Here is a 15,271-nt window from a genome sequence, read left to right on the forward strand (position 1 = left end):
TGCTCTGCAAGTGAATACAATGCTAAAATTGATAATGAAATGAATTCACTGTTGACAATTCACTTCGACGAAATAAAAATGGCTTGATTTCTCAAGCCATTTTTATTTCGTCGAAATTCCTGAAACCGTTCAGGAAATCTTTGATGTTCATTCTCTTTTTTCCTTCAAGCTGTAATTCTGATGGAAAATATTCGCCGTCTTGGGTAAAAATCTTAAATCCGTTTTTAGAGATTTCCAAGCTTCCTGCTGTTTTTCCATGATCTAAAATTTCAAATTTTCCACCGAAAATTTTAAGTCCTTTTTCTTCTTCGCCTATCTTTAAAGTGGTGAAAGCTGCAGGATAAGGAGACATTCCTAAAATAAACTGATGAATTTCTTTCGAATTTTTCGTCCAGTCGATTCTTGTATCTTCTTTAAAAATTTTAAAGGCATTTTTCGGATGCTCAACTTGAGGCTGTGGTTTTTCTGTAATTGAATTTTCTGCCAATCCGTTTAATGTTCTTACCACGAGTTCAGAGCCCATTTCCATGAGTCTGTCGTGAAGACTTCCCGCATTTTCATCCGGTAAAATGGGAAGTTCTTCCTGAAGCAGAATATTTCCTTCATCTATTTTTTCGTTGATAAAAAACGTTGTAGCTCCTGATTTTTCTTCACCGTTGATAATCGCATAATTGATCGGTGCAGCACCTCTGTAATCGGGAAGTAAAGAAGCATGAAGGTTGAAAGTTCCCATTTTAGGCATTTCAAACAAAACTTTCGGCATCATTCTGAAAGCGACCACTACAAAAACATCGGCTTCCAGTTTTCTCAATTCCTCTAAAAACTCGGGGTTTCTAAGCTTTTCAGGCTGAAAAACAGGAAGATTATTTTCTACGGCAAAAACTTTTACCGGAGACTGATTGATTTTTTGTCCTCGTCCGCTCGCTTTATCTGCAACCGTTACAACGCCCACAACTTCGTGATGAGAATGATGAATGGCTTCCAGAGAAGCTTTGGCAAACTCCGGAGTTCCTAAAAATACTACTTTCAATGATTTCATAGTGCAAAGATAAGGTCTTTGAGGAAGGATTAAAAGATTTGAATTTTAAAATTGATAGTTGGAATCAGAAAAATGTAATGCTGAGCTTACTGAAGTATCTTAAGCCAAAGCATACGTTCTGAAATTCAGCATTTTTACTTTTCCGGTATCCAGCAGAAAAATTAAATTTTCCAGAATATTCTCTTTTGAATGATAGCTTAGCTGAATAGAAAGTTCTTCAATGGTTGAAGGTCTTTTGCCGAGCAGATTCAGAATCTGGTGTGAAATGTTTTTCCCGAAAATCGACTGTTTATTTCGCTCACAGACAGAGCATTGCCCACAGTTTTTAGCGTTTTTTTCACCGAAATAGTTTAGGATGAGCTTCATTTTACAGTATTTTTCATCTTCGATGTAAAATTTCATTTCTTCCCACTTTTGGATTTTATTTTTCTGAATATGTTCAAAAAGTTTCCAGTACACAGAGCTGTTTAACCTTTCATCTCTTGGTTTCAGAAATTTTACGCTGGTTAAAGCCCCATCAATATATTCTACATATCCTTTTTGCTGAAGTTCTTTTAGTCTTTCTTTAATCAGTTCCACACTTGATCCGATTTTTCCGCTTACCTGCTGTTCACTGAACATCACTTTATGCGTAGTAATTCCGGAAATCGTACGAAGCATCAGTTCTAAAAAATAGGCATCTTTTCGAGGAAGCTGATCGATTTCATAGGCTTCCATCAAAAGTTGTAGTGATGAAAGACTTTTATGTTCGTTAAAATAGATAATTTCCTGATTGTGAAGAAAATTGAGAACATTTCTGATCTTCGCATTCGAAAGTTTCGTGAAATTATAAATTCCGTTGATGTTTAGCTGAAAAACTTTTTCCGGAAGTTCAAATTCAGCAACCTGAAAAATAGAGTAGAGGTAAGTAACGATTTTTAAAAACTCAGCTTTATTGGGAATCTGGTTCTTTAAAATTTGGTCAAAATTTAAAAGTTCCTGCTTATTCCAAAGCAGAAATGCAAAACTTTCTTTTCCGTCTCTTCCGGAACGCCCGATTTCCTGATAATAATTTTCAATGGAAGGAGCAGGAGAGTAATGCAGTACAAAACGTACATTATCCTTATCAATTCCCATCCCGAAAGCATTGGTGGAAATTAAAACATGGTTACTGCTTCTGTTCCATATTTCCTGTTTGGTATTTTTTTCTTTCGTAGATAAACCGGCATGAAAGTAATCTACATTTTTAAGCTGATTTTTTTTCAGAAATTCACTGAGAAGTTCAGCCTCTTTTCTGGTTCTTACATAAACGATTCCCGATTCGTTGGAGAATTTTAAAATATCGAAGACTTTCTGAAATTTATCCGAAACTTCTTCCATGAAAATTTTAATATTGTCTCTTTTAAAACTTTTCTGAAAAACCTGCGGATTTTTTAATTCCAGTTTTAATTTTATTTCCTCCAGAACTTTTGGCGTAGCGGTTGCGGTTAAAGCCAGACAAGGAATTTCAGGATTGTTTTTTCTGAATTCTTTGATATTCTGATAACTCGGACGGAAATCCTGTCCCCACTCTGAGATGCAATGCGCTTCATCTACTGCAATGAATGACAGTTCAATTTCTTCAATATTCTGCAGAAACTGTTTATTGGTGATTCTTTCAGGAGAGACATACAGCATTTTTGTCAGTCCTTCTTTGCATCGGTCATAGATATTTTCAGCATCATATTCATCCAGTTCCGAAGACAGATATTCTGCTTCAATTCCTCTCGATTTCAATTGGTTTACTTGATCTTTCATCAAGGCGAGTAAAGGGGAAATAACCAGACAGGTTCCTTCTTTTAATAAAGCGGGAAGCTGATAACAAAGAGATTTTCCGGCTCCTGTAGGCAACAGGACAAGAGTATCTTTTTCATTAATGACAGAATCTATAATTGCTTCCTGAGAATCGCGAAAACCATCATACCCCCAAAAATGTTTCAGGGTTTTAAATTTTAGCTCTTGAAAATCTTGCTGAGAAATCATAGGATAAAAGTAATAAAAGTATTCTTACAAAAAAAGCCACGCAATGCATGGCTTTTATATATTTAATAATAATTTTTTATTATTTAGCTTCGAAGTAAACTCTTCTGTTTGCTCTGTTTTTCCATTCAGGACATTTCGTAGCAGGGTCGCATTCAGGATATTTAAGGTCTTTTTCACCTCTACCTACTGCGTTTAATTTACCAGACTGAACTCCGTTTTTAATTAAATAATCTTTTACATTGTTCGCTCTTCTTTCAGAAAGTTTTTGATTGTATGCATCAGAAGCTCTTGTATCTGTTGCTCCAACTACTGTGTAAGATCCACTGGAAGAATTAATGTAATTTACTGCGTTGTTAAGAATTGGAGTGTTAGAAGGTAAAATTCTGTCTGAATTCAGATCAAATTCAATTCCTTCCAGAGTTCTTGTAGAATCAGTTACAGGTCCAATCGGAGTAGGAGCTGTTGTAGGACAGCCTTGGTTTTCAACTGGTCCCGGAACGGTTACACATTTATCGTAAAGATCGATTACACCGTCAAGATCCGTATCAAGAGCTACACCTGCACCGTCCACTCTTGCACCTGCAGGAGTATCAAGCTGTCTGTCCCAATCGTCGCAAACACCATCATTATCAAGATCTCCTTTCTTACAAACTTCAATATCCTGGTTTTTGTTAGCCAAAACATCTAGTTTATAGTAGATCTCCTGAAGCGGATCATGCCACATTAAGTGAGATTCGTGTTTTCCAAGTTTAAGAGAAACCCCTAAAGTAGCATTAAAGAAGTTATCCGAAACCTGCTCTTCACGCTGGTTGATCGGATCGTATTTACGGCCTCCACCATCGAATTCATCATCTCCGGTCATTACATACATTAACCTACCTTCTATGTCGATTCTTCTGTTTACTTTAAATTTCACACCGGCACCTGCCTGAGCGAACATTGAACCAAGCTGGAACGGCTTAATTTCCGCAGCCAGTCTTTGTCCTTTTTCATCCTTCTGGAAAGCTCTGTATGCTATTGTTCCCACACCTGCATATCCGTGTAAAGCCCATCTGTAAGGAGAATGGTTATCAACTCTTCTGAATAGGTTTGAGAAGTTAATATCTCCTAATAATGAGATCGCATCATATTGCGTTCTTGCTCCTACGTGCTGAGTTGCAGAGGCATCACTAGGGGCAGAATCTTTGGTATTGAACCATCCTTGTCTGGTTTCACCTCTGTCATATTGTAAATTAATACCAAAAGCGTGAGTAATAGCTTTATCAATACTCACATATGCAGAATAACCAAAAAGGTTTTTACCGTTTCCGTTTTTTATAGATGTTAAATCTGAAGACTGCATTAAAGGTACACCAGCACCGAAAGAGATTGCCCAATCGTTAAAACGTTTAGATTTATTGGTAAACGGGGAAACATTTGCAGAGCCCGATGAGAACGTATTTGGATATTGTCCGTTTGAAACTACCGCAGTTGAGTCCTGTGCAAAGGCAACTGTAGGAACAGTAAGTGCTAATGCAACAATTGCTAAACTTAATTTCATAGTGTATTTTTTATTTAGTTAATTAAATGATTTAGTTATAGTTATTTAGTTGTAGTTGGACAACCTTGGTTTTCAACCGGTCCCGGAACCGTTACACACTTATCATATAAATCGATTACGCCATCCAGATCCATGTCTAAAGCAACTCCGGCTCCGTCTACTCTTGCTCCTGCAGGAGTATCAAGCTGTCTGTCCCAATCGTCGCATACTCCGTCGTTATCAAGATCTCCTTTTTCACAAACTACAAGATCTGTGCTTTTGTTTTCCAGAACATAGGCTCTGTAATAAGCTTCCTGAAGCGGATCGTGCCATGCAAGGTGAGAATTGTGTTTTCCTAATTTGAAAGAAACTCCCAGGTTAACAGTCCATGCATTGTCTGATCTTCTTTTATTAAGCATATTATATTTTGAAACTTTTGAAGTAACATCATAATCTGCCGGACCTGCGTTACCGCCACCGTCGAATTCATCGTCTCCACTGATGATATACATTGTTCTTGCTTCAATGTCGATAAGTTTCGAAACTTTATACTTCAAACCGGCACCAAACTGATAATAAACTGAGTTGATGTCTAATTTTTGGTTGATAAATAAAGGAATTCTGGCAGGAGTAGTGCTCCATCTGAACTCATTATTATCATATAAAGAGGTATTATAGTTCATTAAACCGATACCTGCATAACCGTGCAGTGCCCATCTGTATGGAGAATGATTGTCTACTCTTCTTAAGAGATTAGAAAAGTTAACATCTCCCATTAAAGCAACCTGATTATATTTTGTTTTTGCTTCTGCAACTCCGGCAGCTACACCTGCAGCTCCTTCAAGCTGCCCTCTTTGATTGGTTTCACCTCTCTGATAAATAAGGCTGATTCCTACAACGTGGTTAATCTGTTTGTCTAAGCTTACATAAGTGTTGTATCCCCAGTTGATCTTTTTATCTGTAATAGATTTAAGATCGGAGTGTACCATAAAAGCAGCACCTCCACCTACTGATACAGACCAGTCGTTAAATCTTTTAGCTTTTGTGTCGAAAGGTTGAACATTGGCAGAACCTGAAGAGAATGTATTTGGATACCTATCATTTGAAGTAACAGCTATACTATCTTGTGCGTAAGCAGCGATAGGCAACGTAGCCAATAATAATAAACCTAATTTCATACAATATGTTTTATGTTTTATTTGATAAAATGTTTTAATAATGTTCTGGAAAATTCTCTTTCAAAAAGATGCTTTTTGTGAGGGATTTCCAATCTTTCTGAGACAAATTTTAATTCATTATATGTAACGATATCTATGTCTATTACTCTATCAGAATATCCTCCTGAAGCTTTAGAATCGTTAGTTCTTCCCATTTCTTGCTCAATACTTTTAACAAAATCAAGCAGTTGAATAGGCGAAAGATGAGTCAACATTATCAGTGCAATATTACAAAAAATATTAGAACTGGCAAATTCTACGGGCTCGGATATTAAAAATTCACTTAATTTTAATATTTCATTTCCACCATTTTGCAGTTTTTTTATAGCGGTTTCGAGATTTTTTTTTTGATCTCCAAGATTACTTCCGAGTAACAAAACGACTTTATGTTGCGACATATTATTAAAATGATTGATTTATGAAAAGTTTTTTTAAAAATGTACTGGCAAATATAGTGGCAATTGTCATCTTATGCGCTGTGTTTTTCTTCTTTTTCGTCATCATGCTTGTGTTTAGCGCGATGGGAAGTGAGAAATCCGTAGTGGTAAAGAAAAATTCTGTCCTTACGATTAATTTAAAAACCAATATAATAGATAGTCCTACAGAAGAGCAGAAAGGACTTTTTAATATTAGTGAACAGACAAAAAATGTGTTGATTTATGATGCTATTGAAGCCATCGAAAAAGCAAAAACCGATGATAATATCAAAGGAATAAGCATTGAAGCCGATTATTTAAATGCAGGAATTACTCAGATTGACGATCTCAGAAATGCTATTCAGGATTTTAAAAAGAGTGGAAAATTTGTTTATGCTTATGGAAATACGGTTTCTCAGGCAGCTTATTATTTAGGATCGGTTGCGGATCAGTATTATCTTAATCCTTCGGGAATGATCGAACTTAAAGGTCTGGCAACGGAAGTCGCTTTTTATAAAGATTTTGCCGATAAATACGGAATCGGGATTGAAGTTATCCGTCACGGCAAATTTAAATCTGCTGTTGAACCTTTTCTGAGAAACGATATTTCTCCGGAAAATAAAGAGCAGTTAAGCACACTTTTAAATGATATCTGGAAAAACACTTCTTCAAGAATGGCGGTTTCCAGAAAAATAGATACGGCACAGTTCAGAACGGTTGTGGACAGTCTTTACGGAATGATTCCTGATTTAAGTTTAAAATATAAACTGGCAGATAAGCTTATTCAGAAAACAGAATACGATCAATTAATTAAATCGAAGTTAAATTTATCAGGAGACGATAAGTTAAATAAAATTTCTTTAGGAAAATATATTGCTTCTTATTCTGATGATGAAAAATCGGGAGACAGAGTAGCGGTTTTGTATGCTTCAGGTTCTATTAATGGAGGAGACGATTATAATGATATCCATTCCGAGAAATATATTAAATACATTAAAGAGCTTCAGGATAATGATAAAGTGAAAGCGGTCGTTTTCAGAATTAATTCTCCGGGAGGAAGTGCAAACGCTTCGGATGAAATTTTGTTTGAACTTCAGCAGTTGAAAAAGAAAAAACCATTAATTGTTTCCTTTGGAGATTATGCCGCTTCCGGAGGGTATTACATCGCAATGGCGGCAGATAAAATTTATTCTGAACCCAATACACTTACAGGATCGATCGGCGTTTTCGGAGTAATTCCTTACTTCAAAGATATTGCGAATAAAAACGGAATCCGTTCAGATATTGTCTCTACCAATGCGAATTCTCAATATTATTCTTCTCTAAACGGAGTTACGCCTTATGGGGTGAGTTTGATTACAAGAAGTGTGGAAGGAACTTATAAAAGATTCGTGCATTTTGTAACGCAGAACAGAAAACAGACTTTTGAACAGATCGACAGTGTAGGAGGAGGAAGAGTATGGAGCGGAACAAGAGCCAAACAGATTGGTCTTGTTGATGAATTGGGAACATTGAATGATGCCGTAAAATTTGCTGCTCAAAAAGCAGGATTAAAATCTTACGAGGTTTCTTCTTATCCTAAAAGCATGACCCCTTTCGAGCAGATCTTTAAAGATCTTAATGAAGATGATATTTCTGCAAGAGTGGTGAAAAACAAAATCGGAAAAGCAAATTATGAACTTTTAGAACAGATCGTAGAAGAAAGAAAACTACAGTCTGAAGTGAAAATGGAAATGCCTTACCAGATCAAAATCAACTAACTAAATTATATATATTTTACAAGAAACGGCGGATTTGAATTTCAAATCCGCCGTTTTAATTTTTTATCCTAATCTAATTTAGCTTTTTTTGGTAAGCATTCCGTAGATCCACAGAACAATTAAAGCACCTCCGATGGCTAAGATCCAGCTTCTGAAGTTCCAGAAAGAATCTACATCTCCCCAGTGAAGAAGATAAACACCTATTGAACCTCCAATGAAGGCTCCTACAATTCCAAGAATCATGGTAATAAGCATTCCGCCCCCTTGTTTCCCTGGCATGATTGCTTTAGCGATAGCTCCCGCTAATAGTCCGAAAATAATCCATGTTATAAATCCCATAGTTGCATTTTTTAATGTTAATATTTATGTTTAGTTCATTAATAATGTTGGGAAAACATGATTTTTACATCATCTTTTCTTGAAAAAAGAATCTACAAACTCCGTACCATTAAACAACTGCAAATCCTGCATCTTCTCTCCAACGCCAATATATTTCACAGGAATCTGGAACTGGTCTGAAATTCCGATAACAACCCCTCCTTTTGCAGTTCCGTCGAGTTTGGTTACGGCTAAAGCATTAACTTCCGTAGCGGCTGTAAACTGTTTTGCCTGTTCAAAAGCATTCTGACCGGTAGAACCGTCAAGAACCAGTAAAATCTCATGAGGAGCATCCGGAATCACCTTCTGCATTACTCTCTTGATTTTAGAAAGTTCATTCATCAAATTAATCTTGTTGTGAAGTCTTCCTGCCGTATCAATAATAACCACGTCTGCATTTTGGGCAACCGCACTCTGTACCGTATCAAAAGCAACGGAAGCCGGATCTGAACCCATTTCCTGCTTTACAATAGGAACTCCCACTCTTTGGCTCCAGATTACCAACTGGTCTACTGCAGCGGCTCTGAAGGTATCTGCTGCTCCTAAAACCACTTTTTTTCCTTCTGAGGTAAACTGATGTGCCAGTTTTCCGATAGTGGTTGTTTTTCCTACCCCGTTTACACCAACAACCATAATGACGTAAGGCTTTTTGGAAGTGTCGATATTTCCGGTTCCGGCGTGTGGATTTTCAAGCAGAAGACCTGAGATTTCTTCACGAAGGATTTTATCAAGTTCGTTTACACCAACGTATTTGTCTCTTGCAACGCGTTCTTCAATTCTTTCTATAATTTTGATGGTGGTAGATGCGCCGACGTCGGATGCAATGAGTACTTCTTCAAGATCATCAAGAACTTCATCATCTACTTTGCTTTTGCCGACTACGGCTTTCGTCATTTTTTCAAAGAAACCCTGGCTGGATTTTTCCAATCCTTTATCTAACGTTTCTTTTTCTTCTTTTTTAAAAATATTCTTAAACCAACTCATCTTATGAATTACGGAATTTTATGTTTTAATGATGGAAGCGGGAGATGGAGGATTAAAGTTTACAATCTTACTTTACAATGATGTGTAATAAACTTCCAGCCCCCGGCTTATGACTTCCAGATTAGATTAAAAGCAAAGATAACAAAAAAAACTACCCAAAATATGAGTAGTTTTTTATATTGTAAATAAAGTGGAGATTATTTTTTCAAATAACCGTCAACTTCGTCTGCATTCATTACTTTTTCTTCGAAAACGTAAGCTCCTGATTTTGGAGACTTCACCATTTTCACCACTTTGGTCATTTTTTTAGACCCGGTTTGTAGGGTTGCTACTACTTTCTTTGCCATGGTAAATTATATTTTATAAATTACTTGATTTCTTTGTGAACTGTAACTTTCTTAAGAACAGGATTGTATTTTTTCAATTCCAATCTCTCTGTAGTGTTCTTTTTATTTTTTGTAGAAATGTATCTTGACATTCCTGGCATACCGCTTTCTTTGTGCTCTGTACATTCAAGGATTACTTGAACTCTGTTTCCTTTTTTTGCCATGATTTAGTTCTTTTTTATCAATCCGTTTCTAGTAGCTCTTTCAATAGCTTCCTCGATTCCAATCTTGTTAATCACTCTCAATCCATGAGCTGATACTTTCAGTGTTACGTGCTTATCCTGCTCCGGAAGGTAAAATTTCTTCTCTAATAAGTTAATTTCAAAACGACGTTTCGTTTTGTTATTAGCGTGAGAAACGTTGTTACCAACCATTGCACGCTTTCCTGTTATTTGGCAAATTCTTGACATATCTCGATGTTCTTATTTGTACTATAATATTTGAGTGTGCAAAATAACGAAGAATTTTTCAGATAGACAAATCTTTTACAAAATTATTTATAAATAATATACAGATTATTAATCCCGATTTCTGGTAATATCACTCACAGCACGCACTGGCTTTAAGAATGATCTGTTTCATATTCCGGAAATAATAATTTTTAAGCCTTTTGTGTCTTTCTCTGAAACCAGCGGATTAAAAAATAAAACAGCAGAAATCCTAAAGCAAAAATGGAGAATCTTGACAGAAGATCTCCTGATCTCGTATAAAAAGTCATCCCATCATACAGGTTTATTTTAGAAAATAAAGCGGTTTTATCGCCGTAAAAAGTATCTTCCATGATTTCCCCTTTCGCATTAATATGCGCAGAAATTCCGCTGTTTGCAGCTCTTGCGATTTCTCTTCGGGTTTCAATAGCTCTTAATTTTGCGTAGGAAAGAAGCTGTTTATGCCCTTCTGTAACGCCCCACCATGAATCGTTGGTCATGATGGCTAAAAAATTGGCGCCTTTTTTTACATACTCTCCCGTAAATTCGCCGTAAATGCTTTCATAACAGATGATCGGAGCAATTTTTCCTTTGTTGAAAGGATTTGAAAAAGCAACCCTTTCTTTATCTGTTCCCAGAGAAGCTACTGTTCCGCCCAGATTAATCATCGCATCACCCAAAAGAGGCTTTAAATAGTTCATATAGGGGAAGATTTCCACACCCGGAACCAGTTTTCCTTTGTGGTATACTTCTACTTTCTGGTTCGGAATAACCTGCACCGCCGAATTAAAACTTTCCACCCAAAGTCCTGTATGAATCTGATAAGCTTCTTTCGGCAGATTTTTTTCACTTGTAAAAAAACGATGCGAAGAAATTCCTGTTGCGAAAACCGAACCCGGATGTTTAGTTAAAAATCCTTTAAGATTGTTTAAAATAACACTCTTTTCAAAAGCGGTTTCCGAAATAGAACCTCTTCCCGGAAGCGCAGTTTCGGGGGCAATGTAATAGTCTATTTTTGTTTTAGAATTTCTTTCGGCAAGGCTTAAAAGATCGTTTTCAATCGTTAAGCTGTCCTGCGTGTATTTTTCTGCGTACGGATCCAGATCAGGCTGAAGCATCAGTACATTAACGCTTCCGATGGGTTTTTCATCAAATTGATTATATTTCACCACAGAAATAATCATCGGAATAATGATTAAAGCGGCAACAATGGAGCTATTTTTAATAAGTTCTTTTCTTTTTCTTCCTGCTTCCCAGATTCTTACAGTGTAGAAAATCAATACATTAATGAGCAGGATCCAGAAGCTTCCGCCGGTTGCGCCCAAAGTATCGTACCACTGGATAAGTTTAGGATAATCGGAAAAAACATTTCCAAGATTCAGCCATGGCCATGTTAATTCCCATCCTAAATGGAACTTTTCAAAGCTCATCCAGATCGCAATCAGAAATCCTAATCCCCAATACGTACCCTGTGCATTTTTGTACCAGTGATAGCACTGGAAAACCAATGAATACAGGAAAGAATTGACCAGAACCGGAAATACAACCGCCATCATAGAATGGCTTCCGTCCGGATTTTTGGAACCATAGAGCCACCCTGTTGTTACCACATTCCAGATCACAAAACAGAGGTAGGAAAGTCCGAAAACCACCCAGCTTTTTCTGTTGTAATCTGAAAATTTAGACACGCCGTGTTCCATCATCAAAAGCGGAACAAGCGCAAAAAATATAAAAAACGGAACGCCGTAAGTAGGCCACGAAACGGACAAAAGCATCGCTGAAATGAGCGTAAGTAAAACGTATTTCATTAAATTGATTTAACATACAAATTTAATGTTTTTGAAATGAATAAATTTGCAAACGATGTTAAAGAAATTTTATAAAATCATTATTGTTCCTTATACGCTGTTTTTGCTGTACCTCATGTTTTTCGGGATGGGCAGAACGCAGATGGAAGATAATCTGTTAACCATAGAGCCGATATTTTCTACCATCAATTTCATTAAAGGATGTATTTCATGGAAAGAAATCGTGACCATTGTTGTGGGAAATGTGGTAATGTTTATTCCCTTCGGATTTCTAGGCTGGATTTTTCCTAAACTTCAGGATTTACAGAATCTCCTTTTTACATTTATTTCGACAATTACCATTGTGGAGGCACTTCAGTACTTTTCCAGAATGGGAATTTTTGAGGTGGATGATATTATTCTGAATACTTTTGGGGTATTTTTAGGGTTTTTGATGAAGAATTTTATCGAAAAACGATTTCCAAACTGGCTGGCTTGAAATAGTTAAGAATACATCAACAGGAATGGATTTTAGTTCATTTTAATGATAAAAAACTCAGTTCGGATAAGAAATAAGTTTAAATAATTGATTTGTAGTATTGTATTGATTTATCGCAAAGCAAAACAAAAGATTTTTTTACCTATTAAAAGTTGGTAAGCTAAATAAAGGCACTTCGTTTATTTAAAAAAGACAAAAATGGTATTACTTTGATCAATTTTACGCCTTTGTATATCTTAAAAGCTGAATTCCTGATAATCATTGAATCTCTTTGTTTAACCTGGCGTTTAAGAAGACTTATTCCGAACTCAGGTTAAAAAAAGAAAATCGACTTTAGCCGAAACTTGTATAAATTCAGGCTGAAGTCGATTTTTATTTATCCTCTGAAAAAGTCTGATTATCCGTTCAGTTCCTTCGCGCGTTTTTCTGCACTCAGAATTCCATCCTTCAGAATTTCCTTTAAATTATTTTCATTGAATGATTTCAGGGCAGCTTCAGTGGTTCCGCCTTTGGAAGCCACATCTTTTATGAGTTCTTCCAGACTTTTATCCGAATTGTTGATTAAATGATACGCTCCCAACATCGTCTGTTTTACAAAAAGCTGAGAAAGATTTTCCTCAATTCCCATTTCTACCCCCGCTTTTATCATCGCATCGATAATATAATAAAAATAGGCAGGTCCACTTCCCGAAAGCGCGGTAACGCTGTCTAACAATTCTTCATTCTCCAGATAAACAGATCTTCCGGTAGAATTTAATAGTCTTTCGATATTGATTAACTGGCTGAAAGAAATTCCTTCCGCAGAAGTGTAGCCTGTAATTCCCATTCCCAGAAGAGTAGGAGAGTTGGGCATGGCTCTTACAACCAATGGATGATTTAATAATTTCTGAATTTTCTCGATCTTAATTCCTGCCATAATCGATAAAACCATCTGGTTTTCTTTTAACTGAAACCGGAAATTCTCCGCTACATGCTGAAAATCCTGAGGTTTTACGGCAATGATAATTAAATCTGCATTTAAATCTTTCACTTCATCAAAAGTAGAGATCTTAGACTTTGGAAATTCTTCCGAGATTTTAGAAAATTTAGACTGGTTTCTTGTAATTAAATGAAGGTTTTCAGGCTTTATCAGTTCGTATTTCAAAAAAGACTTTGAAAAGGATAAGCCCATATTTCCCGCTCCGAGAATTGCTATTTTCATATTTGTGTGTTTTTATTATTCTGATAATTAGTTCTAAAGTTAGTAAAATTGTTTAAAATCATGAAAATCACAACAGGTTGGATTTTAAATAGTTTTAGTGATTAATTTTTATAACAAATTGAAAGATCTTTTTGGAAATGTTTTTAAATAATATTTACCTCCCTTTCCAGTTCAATCCCGAATTTTTCTTTCACGGAATTAATAATCTCCGTCGAAAAATCAAAAATTTCCTTTCCGGTTGCGTTTCCTGTTGCGTTAACGATGACCAGAGCCTGCAACTTATGAGAGGCAGCATTTCCTATTTGTTTTCCTTTCCAGCCGGATTGTTCAATCAGCCATCCTGCCGGAACTTTTACAGAATTTCCGTTCGGATATCCCGGAATATTTTCAAATTTCTGCTGTAATACTTCAAACTGAGCCAAAGGAATCGTCGGATTTTTAAAGAAACTTCCCGCATTTCCTGTTTCTTTAGGATCAGGCAATTTGCTTTGCCGGATATTGATAACCGCTCTGGAAACATCCTGAATCCTAGGATTTTCAATGCCTAAACTTTCAAGTTCAGACTGTATGGCACCGTACTCTGTTTTAATTTTATGATTTCGGAAGGTAAGTCTGAACGAAACTTCTAAAATCACATATTTTCCTTTTCCTTCCTGCTTAAAAATTGAGTCTCTGTACCCGAATCTGCATTTTTCAAGATCAAAAGTTTCAATTTCCAGTGTTTCAAGATTTAAAACCTTGCAGTCATAAAAAACATCTTTAATTTCAGTTCCGTAAGCTCCGATATTCTGCATCGGCGAAGTTCCTACATTCCCCGGAATTAAAGAAAGGTTTTCCAGTCCGCCAAAATTCTTATCCAGACAGAACATCACGAATTCGTGCCAGTTTTCGCCAGCTTTTGCGGTTACCAAAACTTCGTTTTCATTTACAGGCAGCACGGAAATTCCTTTCAGGTTTAATTTAATCACCAGTCCGTCAAAATCTTTTGTAAATAAAACATTGCTTCCGCCTCCTAAAAATAAAGTAGTAAGCGAATGAGAATTGGAGAAACTAATGGCTTCTTTCAGTTCTTCAACGGTATGTATTTCGGTGAAATATCTTGCTTTTACATCTACCCCGAAAGTATTGTATGGCTTTAGTGAATAATTTTCGTGCATTATTTTAGTTATATTCTGTTGGAAGGAGGGCGTTAATCTGGTCTTTTAATTTCTGAAGCTGTTGATAATAAATGGTATCTGAATACGAATTTACATAAACGTGGTATTTCTTCGGTGTTCTGATCTGGAAAGTTTCATCAAATCCGTCAACCGGCTGTTTGCTGGGAGAGCTTTCGATTTTGTCTAACGTTTTTATATTAAGAGACGCCGTTACTCTTTTCCAGATTTGCGGGGTTATTGCAGATTTCCATTCTTTATGGATTTTCTTTGCTGAAACTCCCTGTTCTGCAAAAACAGAATCCTTGTTAATTTTTACGATTTTGTAATTTCCGAGATCTCCGCCGATATCCGAATAGCTTATCGAAATAATTTCGTTGGCGTTTCCGGAATAATTTTCTTCCTTCTTGCTGTTACATGAAAAAAATATCAGCAATAAAATAAATAGTGAGAACAATTTCAAACTATGATATTTTATTGCTGACATATTATGTTCGTTTAA

General features: G+C 36.2%; 16 protein-coding genes. 2 read left to right on the forward strand and 14 right to left on the reverse strand.

The features are described 5' to 3' along the window. Nucleotides 1–91 precede the first annotated feature (91 nt). The 5 genes from fmt to folK form a co-directional block, all read right to left on the reverse strand. Complete coding sequence (fmt, locus tag WFH39_RS02215) at nt 92–1,039, reverse strand: methionyl-tRNA formyltransferase (RefSeq protein WP_336688632.1); 948 nt, start codon at nt 1,037–1,039, stop codon at nt 92–94. A gap of 99 nt (nt 1,040–1,138) precedes the next feature. After that, nucleotides 1,139–3,040 (reverse strand): RecQ family ATP-dependent DNA helicase, encoded by a 1,902-nt coding sequence (locus tag WFH39_RS02220; protein ID WP_336688633.1) that lies wholly within the window; start codon nt 3,038–3,040, stop codon nt 1,139–1,141. A 79-nt stretch (nt 3,041–3,119) separates the two neighbouring features. Next, nucleotides 3,120–4,580, reverse strand: coding sequence for an OmpA family protein (locus tag WFH39_RS02225; RefSeq protein ID WP_336688634.1), 1,461 nt, complete (start codon nt 4,578–4,580; stop codon nt 3,120–3,122). 41 nt (nt 4,581–4,621) lie between these two features. Continuing rightward, nucleotides 4,622–5,737: an outer membrane beta-barrel protein gene (locus WFH39_RS02230; protein WP_214590781.1), complete on the reverse strand. Its 1,116-nt coding sequence runs from the start codon at nt 5,735–5,737 to the stop codon at nt 4,622–4,624. Nucleotides 5,738–5,754: 17 nt separating this feature from the next. Next, nucleotides 5,755–6,174 carry a 2-amino-4-hydroxy-6-hydroxymethyldihydropteridine diphosphokinase gene (gene folK / locus WFH39_RS02235; RefSeq protein WP_214590780.1) on the reverse strand — a complete coding sequence of 140 codons (420 nt, stop codon included), beginning with the start codon at nt 6,172–6,174 and terminating at the stop codon, nt 5,755–5,757. Between the two features lie 20 nt (nt 6,175–6,194). Between folK and sppA the strand changes: the two genes are divergently transcribed. Next, nucleotides 6,195–7,952, forward strand: coding sequence for a signal peptide peptidase SppA (sppA, locus tag WFH39_RS02240; protein WP_214590779.1), 1,758 nt, complete (start codon nt 6,195–6,197; stop codon nt 7,950–7,952). Between the two features lie 78 nt (nt 7,953–8,030). On the opposite strand, the gene WFH39_RS02245 is transcribed toward sppA, so the two are convergent. The 6 genes from WFH39_RS02245 to lnt form a co-directional block, all read right to left on the reverse strand. Then, the gene (locus WFH39_RS02245; RefSeq protein ID WP_273075080.1) at nt 8,031–8,291 is read right to left on the reverse strand and encodes a GlsB/YeaQ/YmgE family stress response membrane protein; all 261 of its coding nucleotides are present in this window, start codon (nt 8,289–8,291) and stop codon (nt 8,031–8,033) included. Between the two features lie 69 nt (nt 8,292–8,360). Beyond that, nucleotides 8,361–9,314, reverse strand: a complete 954-nt coding sequence (ftsY, locus tag WFH39_RS02250; RefSeq protein WP_087712363.1) for a signal recognition particle-docking protein FtsY — start codon at nt 9,312–9,314, stop codon at nt 8,361–8,363. 197 nt (nt 9,315–9,511) lie between these two features. Then, nucleotides 9,512–9,661, reverse strand: coding sequence for a DUF4295 family protein (locus WFH39_RS02255; protein WP_087712364.1), 150 nt, complete (start codon nt 9,659–9,661; stop codon nt 9,512–9,514). 20 nt (nt 9,662–9,681) lie between these two features. After that, the gene (gene rpmG, locus WFH39_RS02260; RefSeq protein ID WP_027379950.1) at nt 9,682–9,864 is read right to left on the reverse strand and encodes a 50S ribosomal protein L33; all 183 of its coding nucleotides are present in this window, start codon (nt 9,862–9,864) and stop codon (nt 9,682–9,684) included. A gap of 3 nt (nt 9,865–9,867) precedes the next feature. After that, complete coding sequence (rpmB, locus tag WFH39_RS02265; protein WP_002976757.1) at nt 9,868–10,110, reverse strand: 50S ribosomal protein L28; 243 nt, start codon at nt 10,108–10,110, stop codon at nt 9,868–9,870. 191 nt (nt 10,111–10,301) lie between these two features. Continuing rightward, a complete protein-coding gene (lnt, locus tag WFH39_RS02270; protein ID WP_336688635.1) occupies nt 10,302–11,936 on the reverse strand; it encodes an apolipoprotein N-acyltransferase in 1,635 nt (544 codons plus the stop codon). A 55-nt stretch (nt 11,937–11,991) separates the two neighbouring features. Between lnt and WFH39_RS02275 the strand changes: the two genes are divergently transcribed. Continuing rightward, the gene (locus tag WFH39_RS02275) at nt 11,992–12,414 is read left to right on the forward strand and encodes a VanZ family protein (RefSeq protein ID WP_336688636.1); all 423 of its coding nucleotides are present in this window, start codon (nt 11,992–11,994) and stop codon (nt 12,412–12,414) included. A gap of 397 nt (nt 12,415–12,811) precedes the next feature. Here WFH39_RS02275 and proC read toward each other — a convergent pair whose 3' ends face one another. The 3 genes from proC to WFH39_RS02290 form a co-directional block, all read right to left on the reverse strand. Further along, complete coding sequence (proC, locus tag WFH39_RS02280) at nt 12,812–13,615, reverse strand: pyrroline-5-carboxylate reductase (RefSeq protein ID WP_336688637.1); 804 nt, start codon at nt 13,613–13,615, stop codon at nt 12,812–12,814. A gap of 143 nt (nt 13,616–13,758) precedes the next feature. Further along, nucleotides 13,759–14,772 (reverse strand): UDP-N-acetylmuramate dehydrogenase, encoded by a 1,014-nt coding sequence (gene murB, locus WFH39_RS02285; RefSeq protein WP_336688638.1) that lies wholly within the window; start codon nt 14,770–14,772, stop codon nt 13,759–13,761. A 4-nt stretch (nt 14,773–14,776) separates the two neighbouring features. Then, nucleotides 14,777–15,256, reverse strand: a complete 480-nt coding sequence (locus WFH39_RS02290) for a hypothetical protein (protein ID WP_336688639.1) — start codon at nt 15,254–15,256, stop codon at nt 14,777–14,779. Nucleotides 15,257–15,271: the final 15 nt, after the last annotated feature.

It is taken from the genome of Chryseobacterium sp. MMO-72 (assembly GCF_037146035.1).
Classification (GTDB): Bacteria; Bacteroidota; Bacteroidia; order Flavobacteriales; family Weeksellaceae; genus Chryseobacterium; species Chryseobacterium indicum.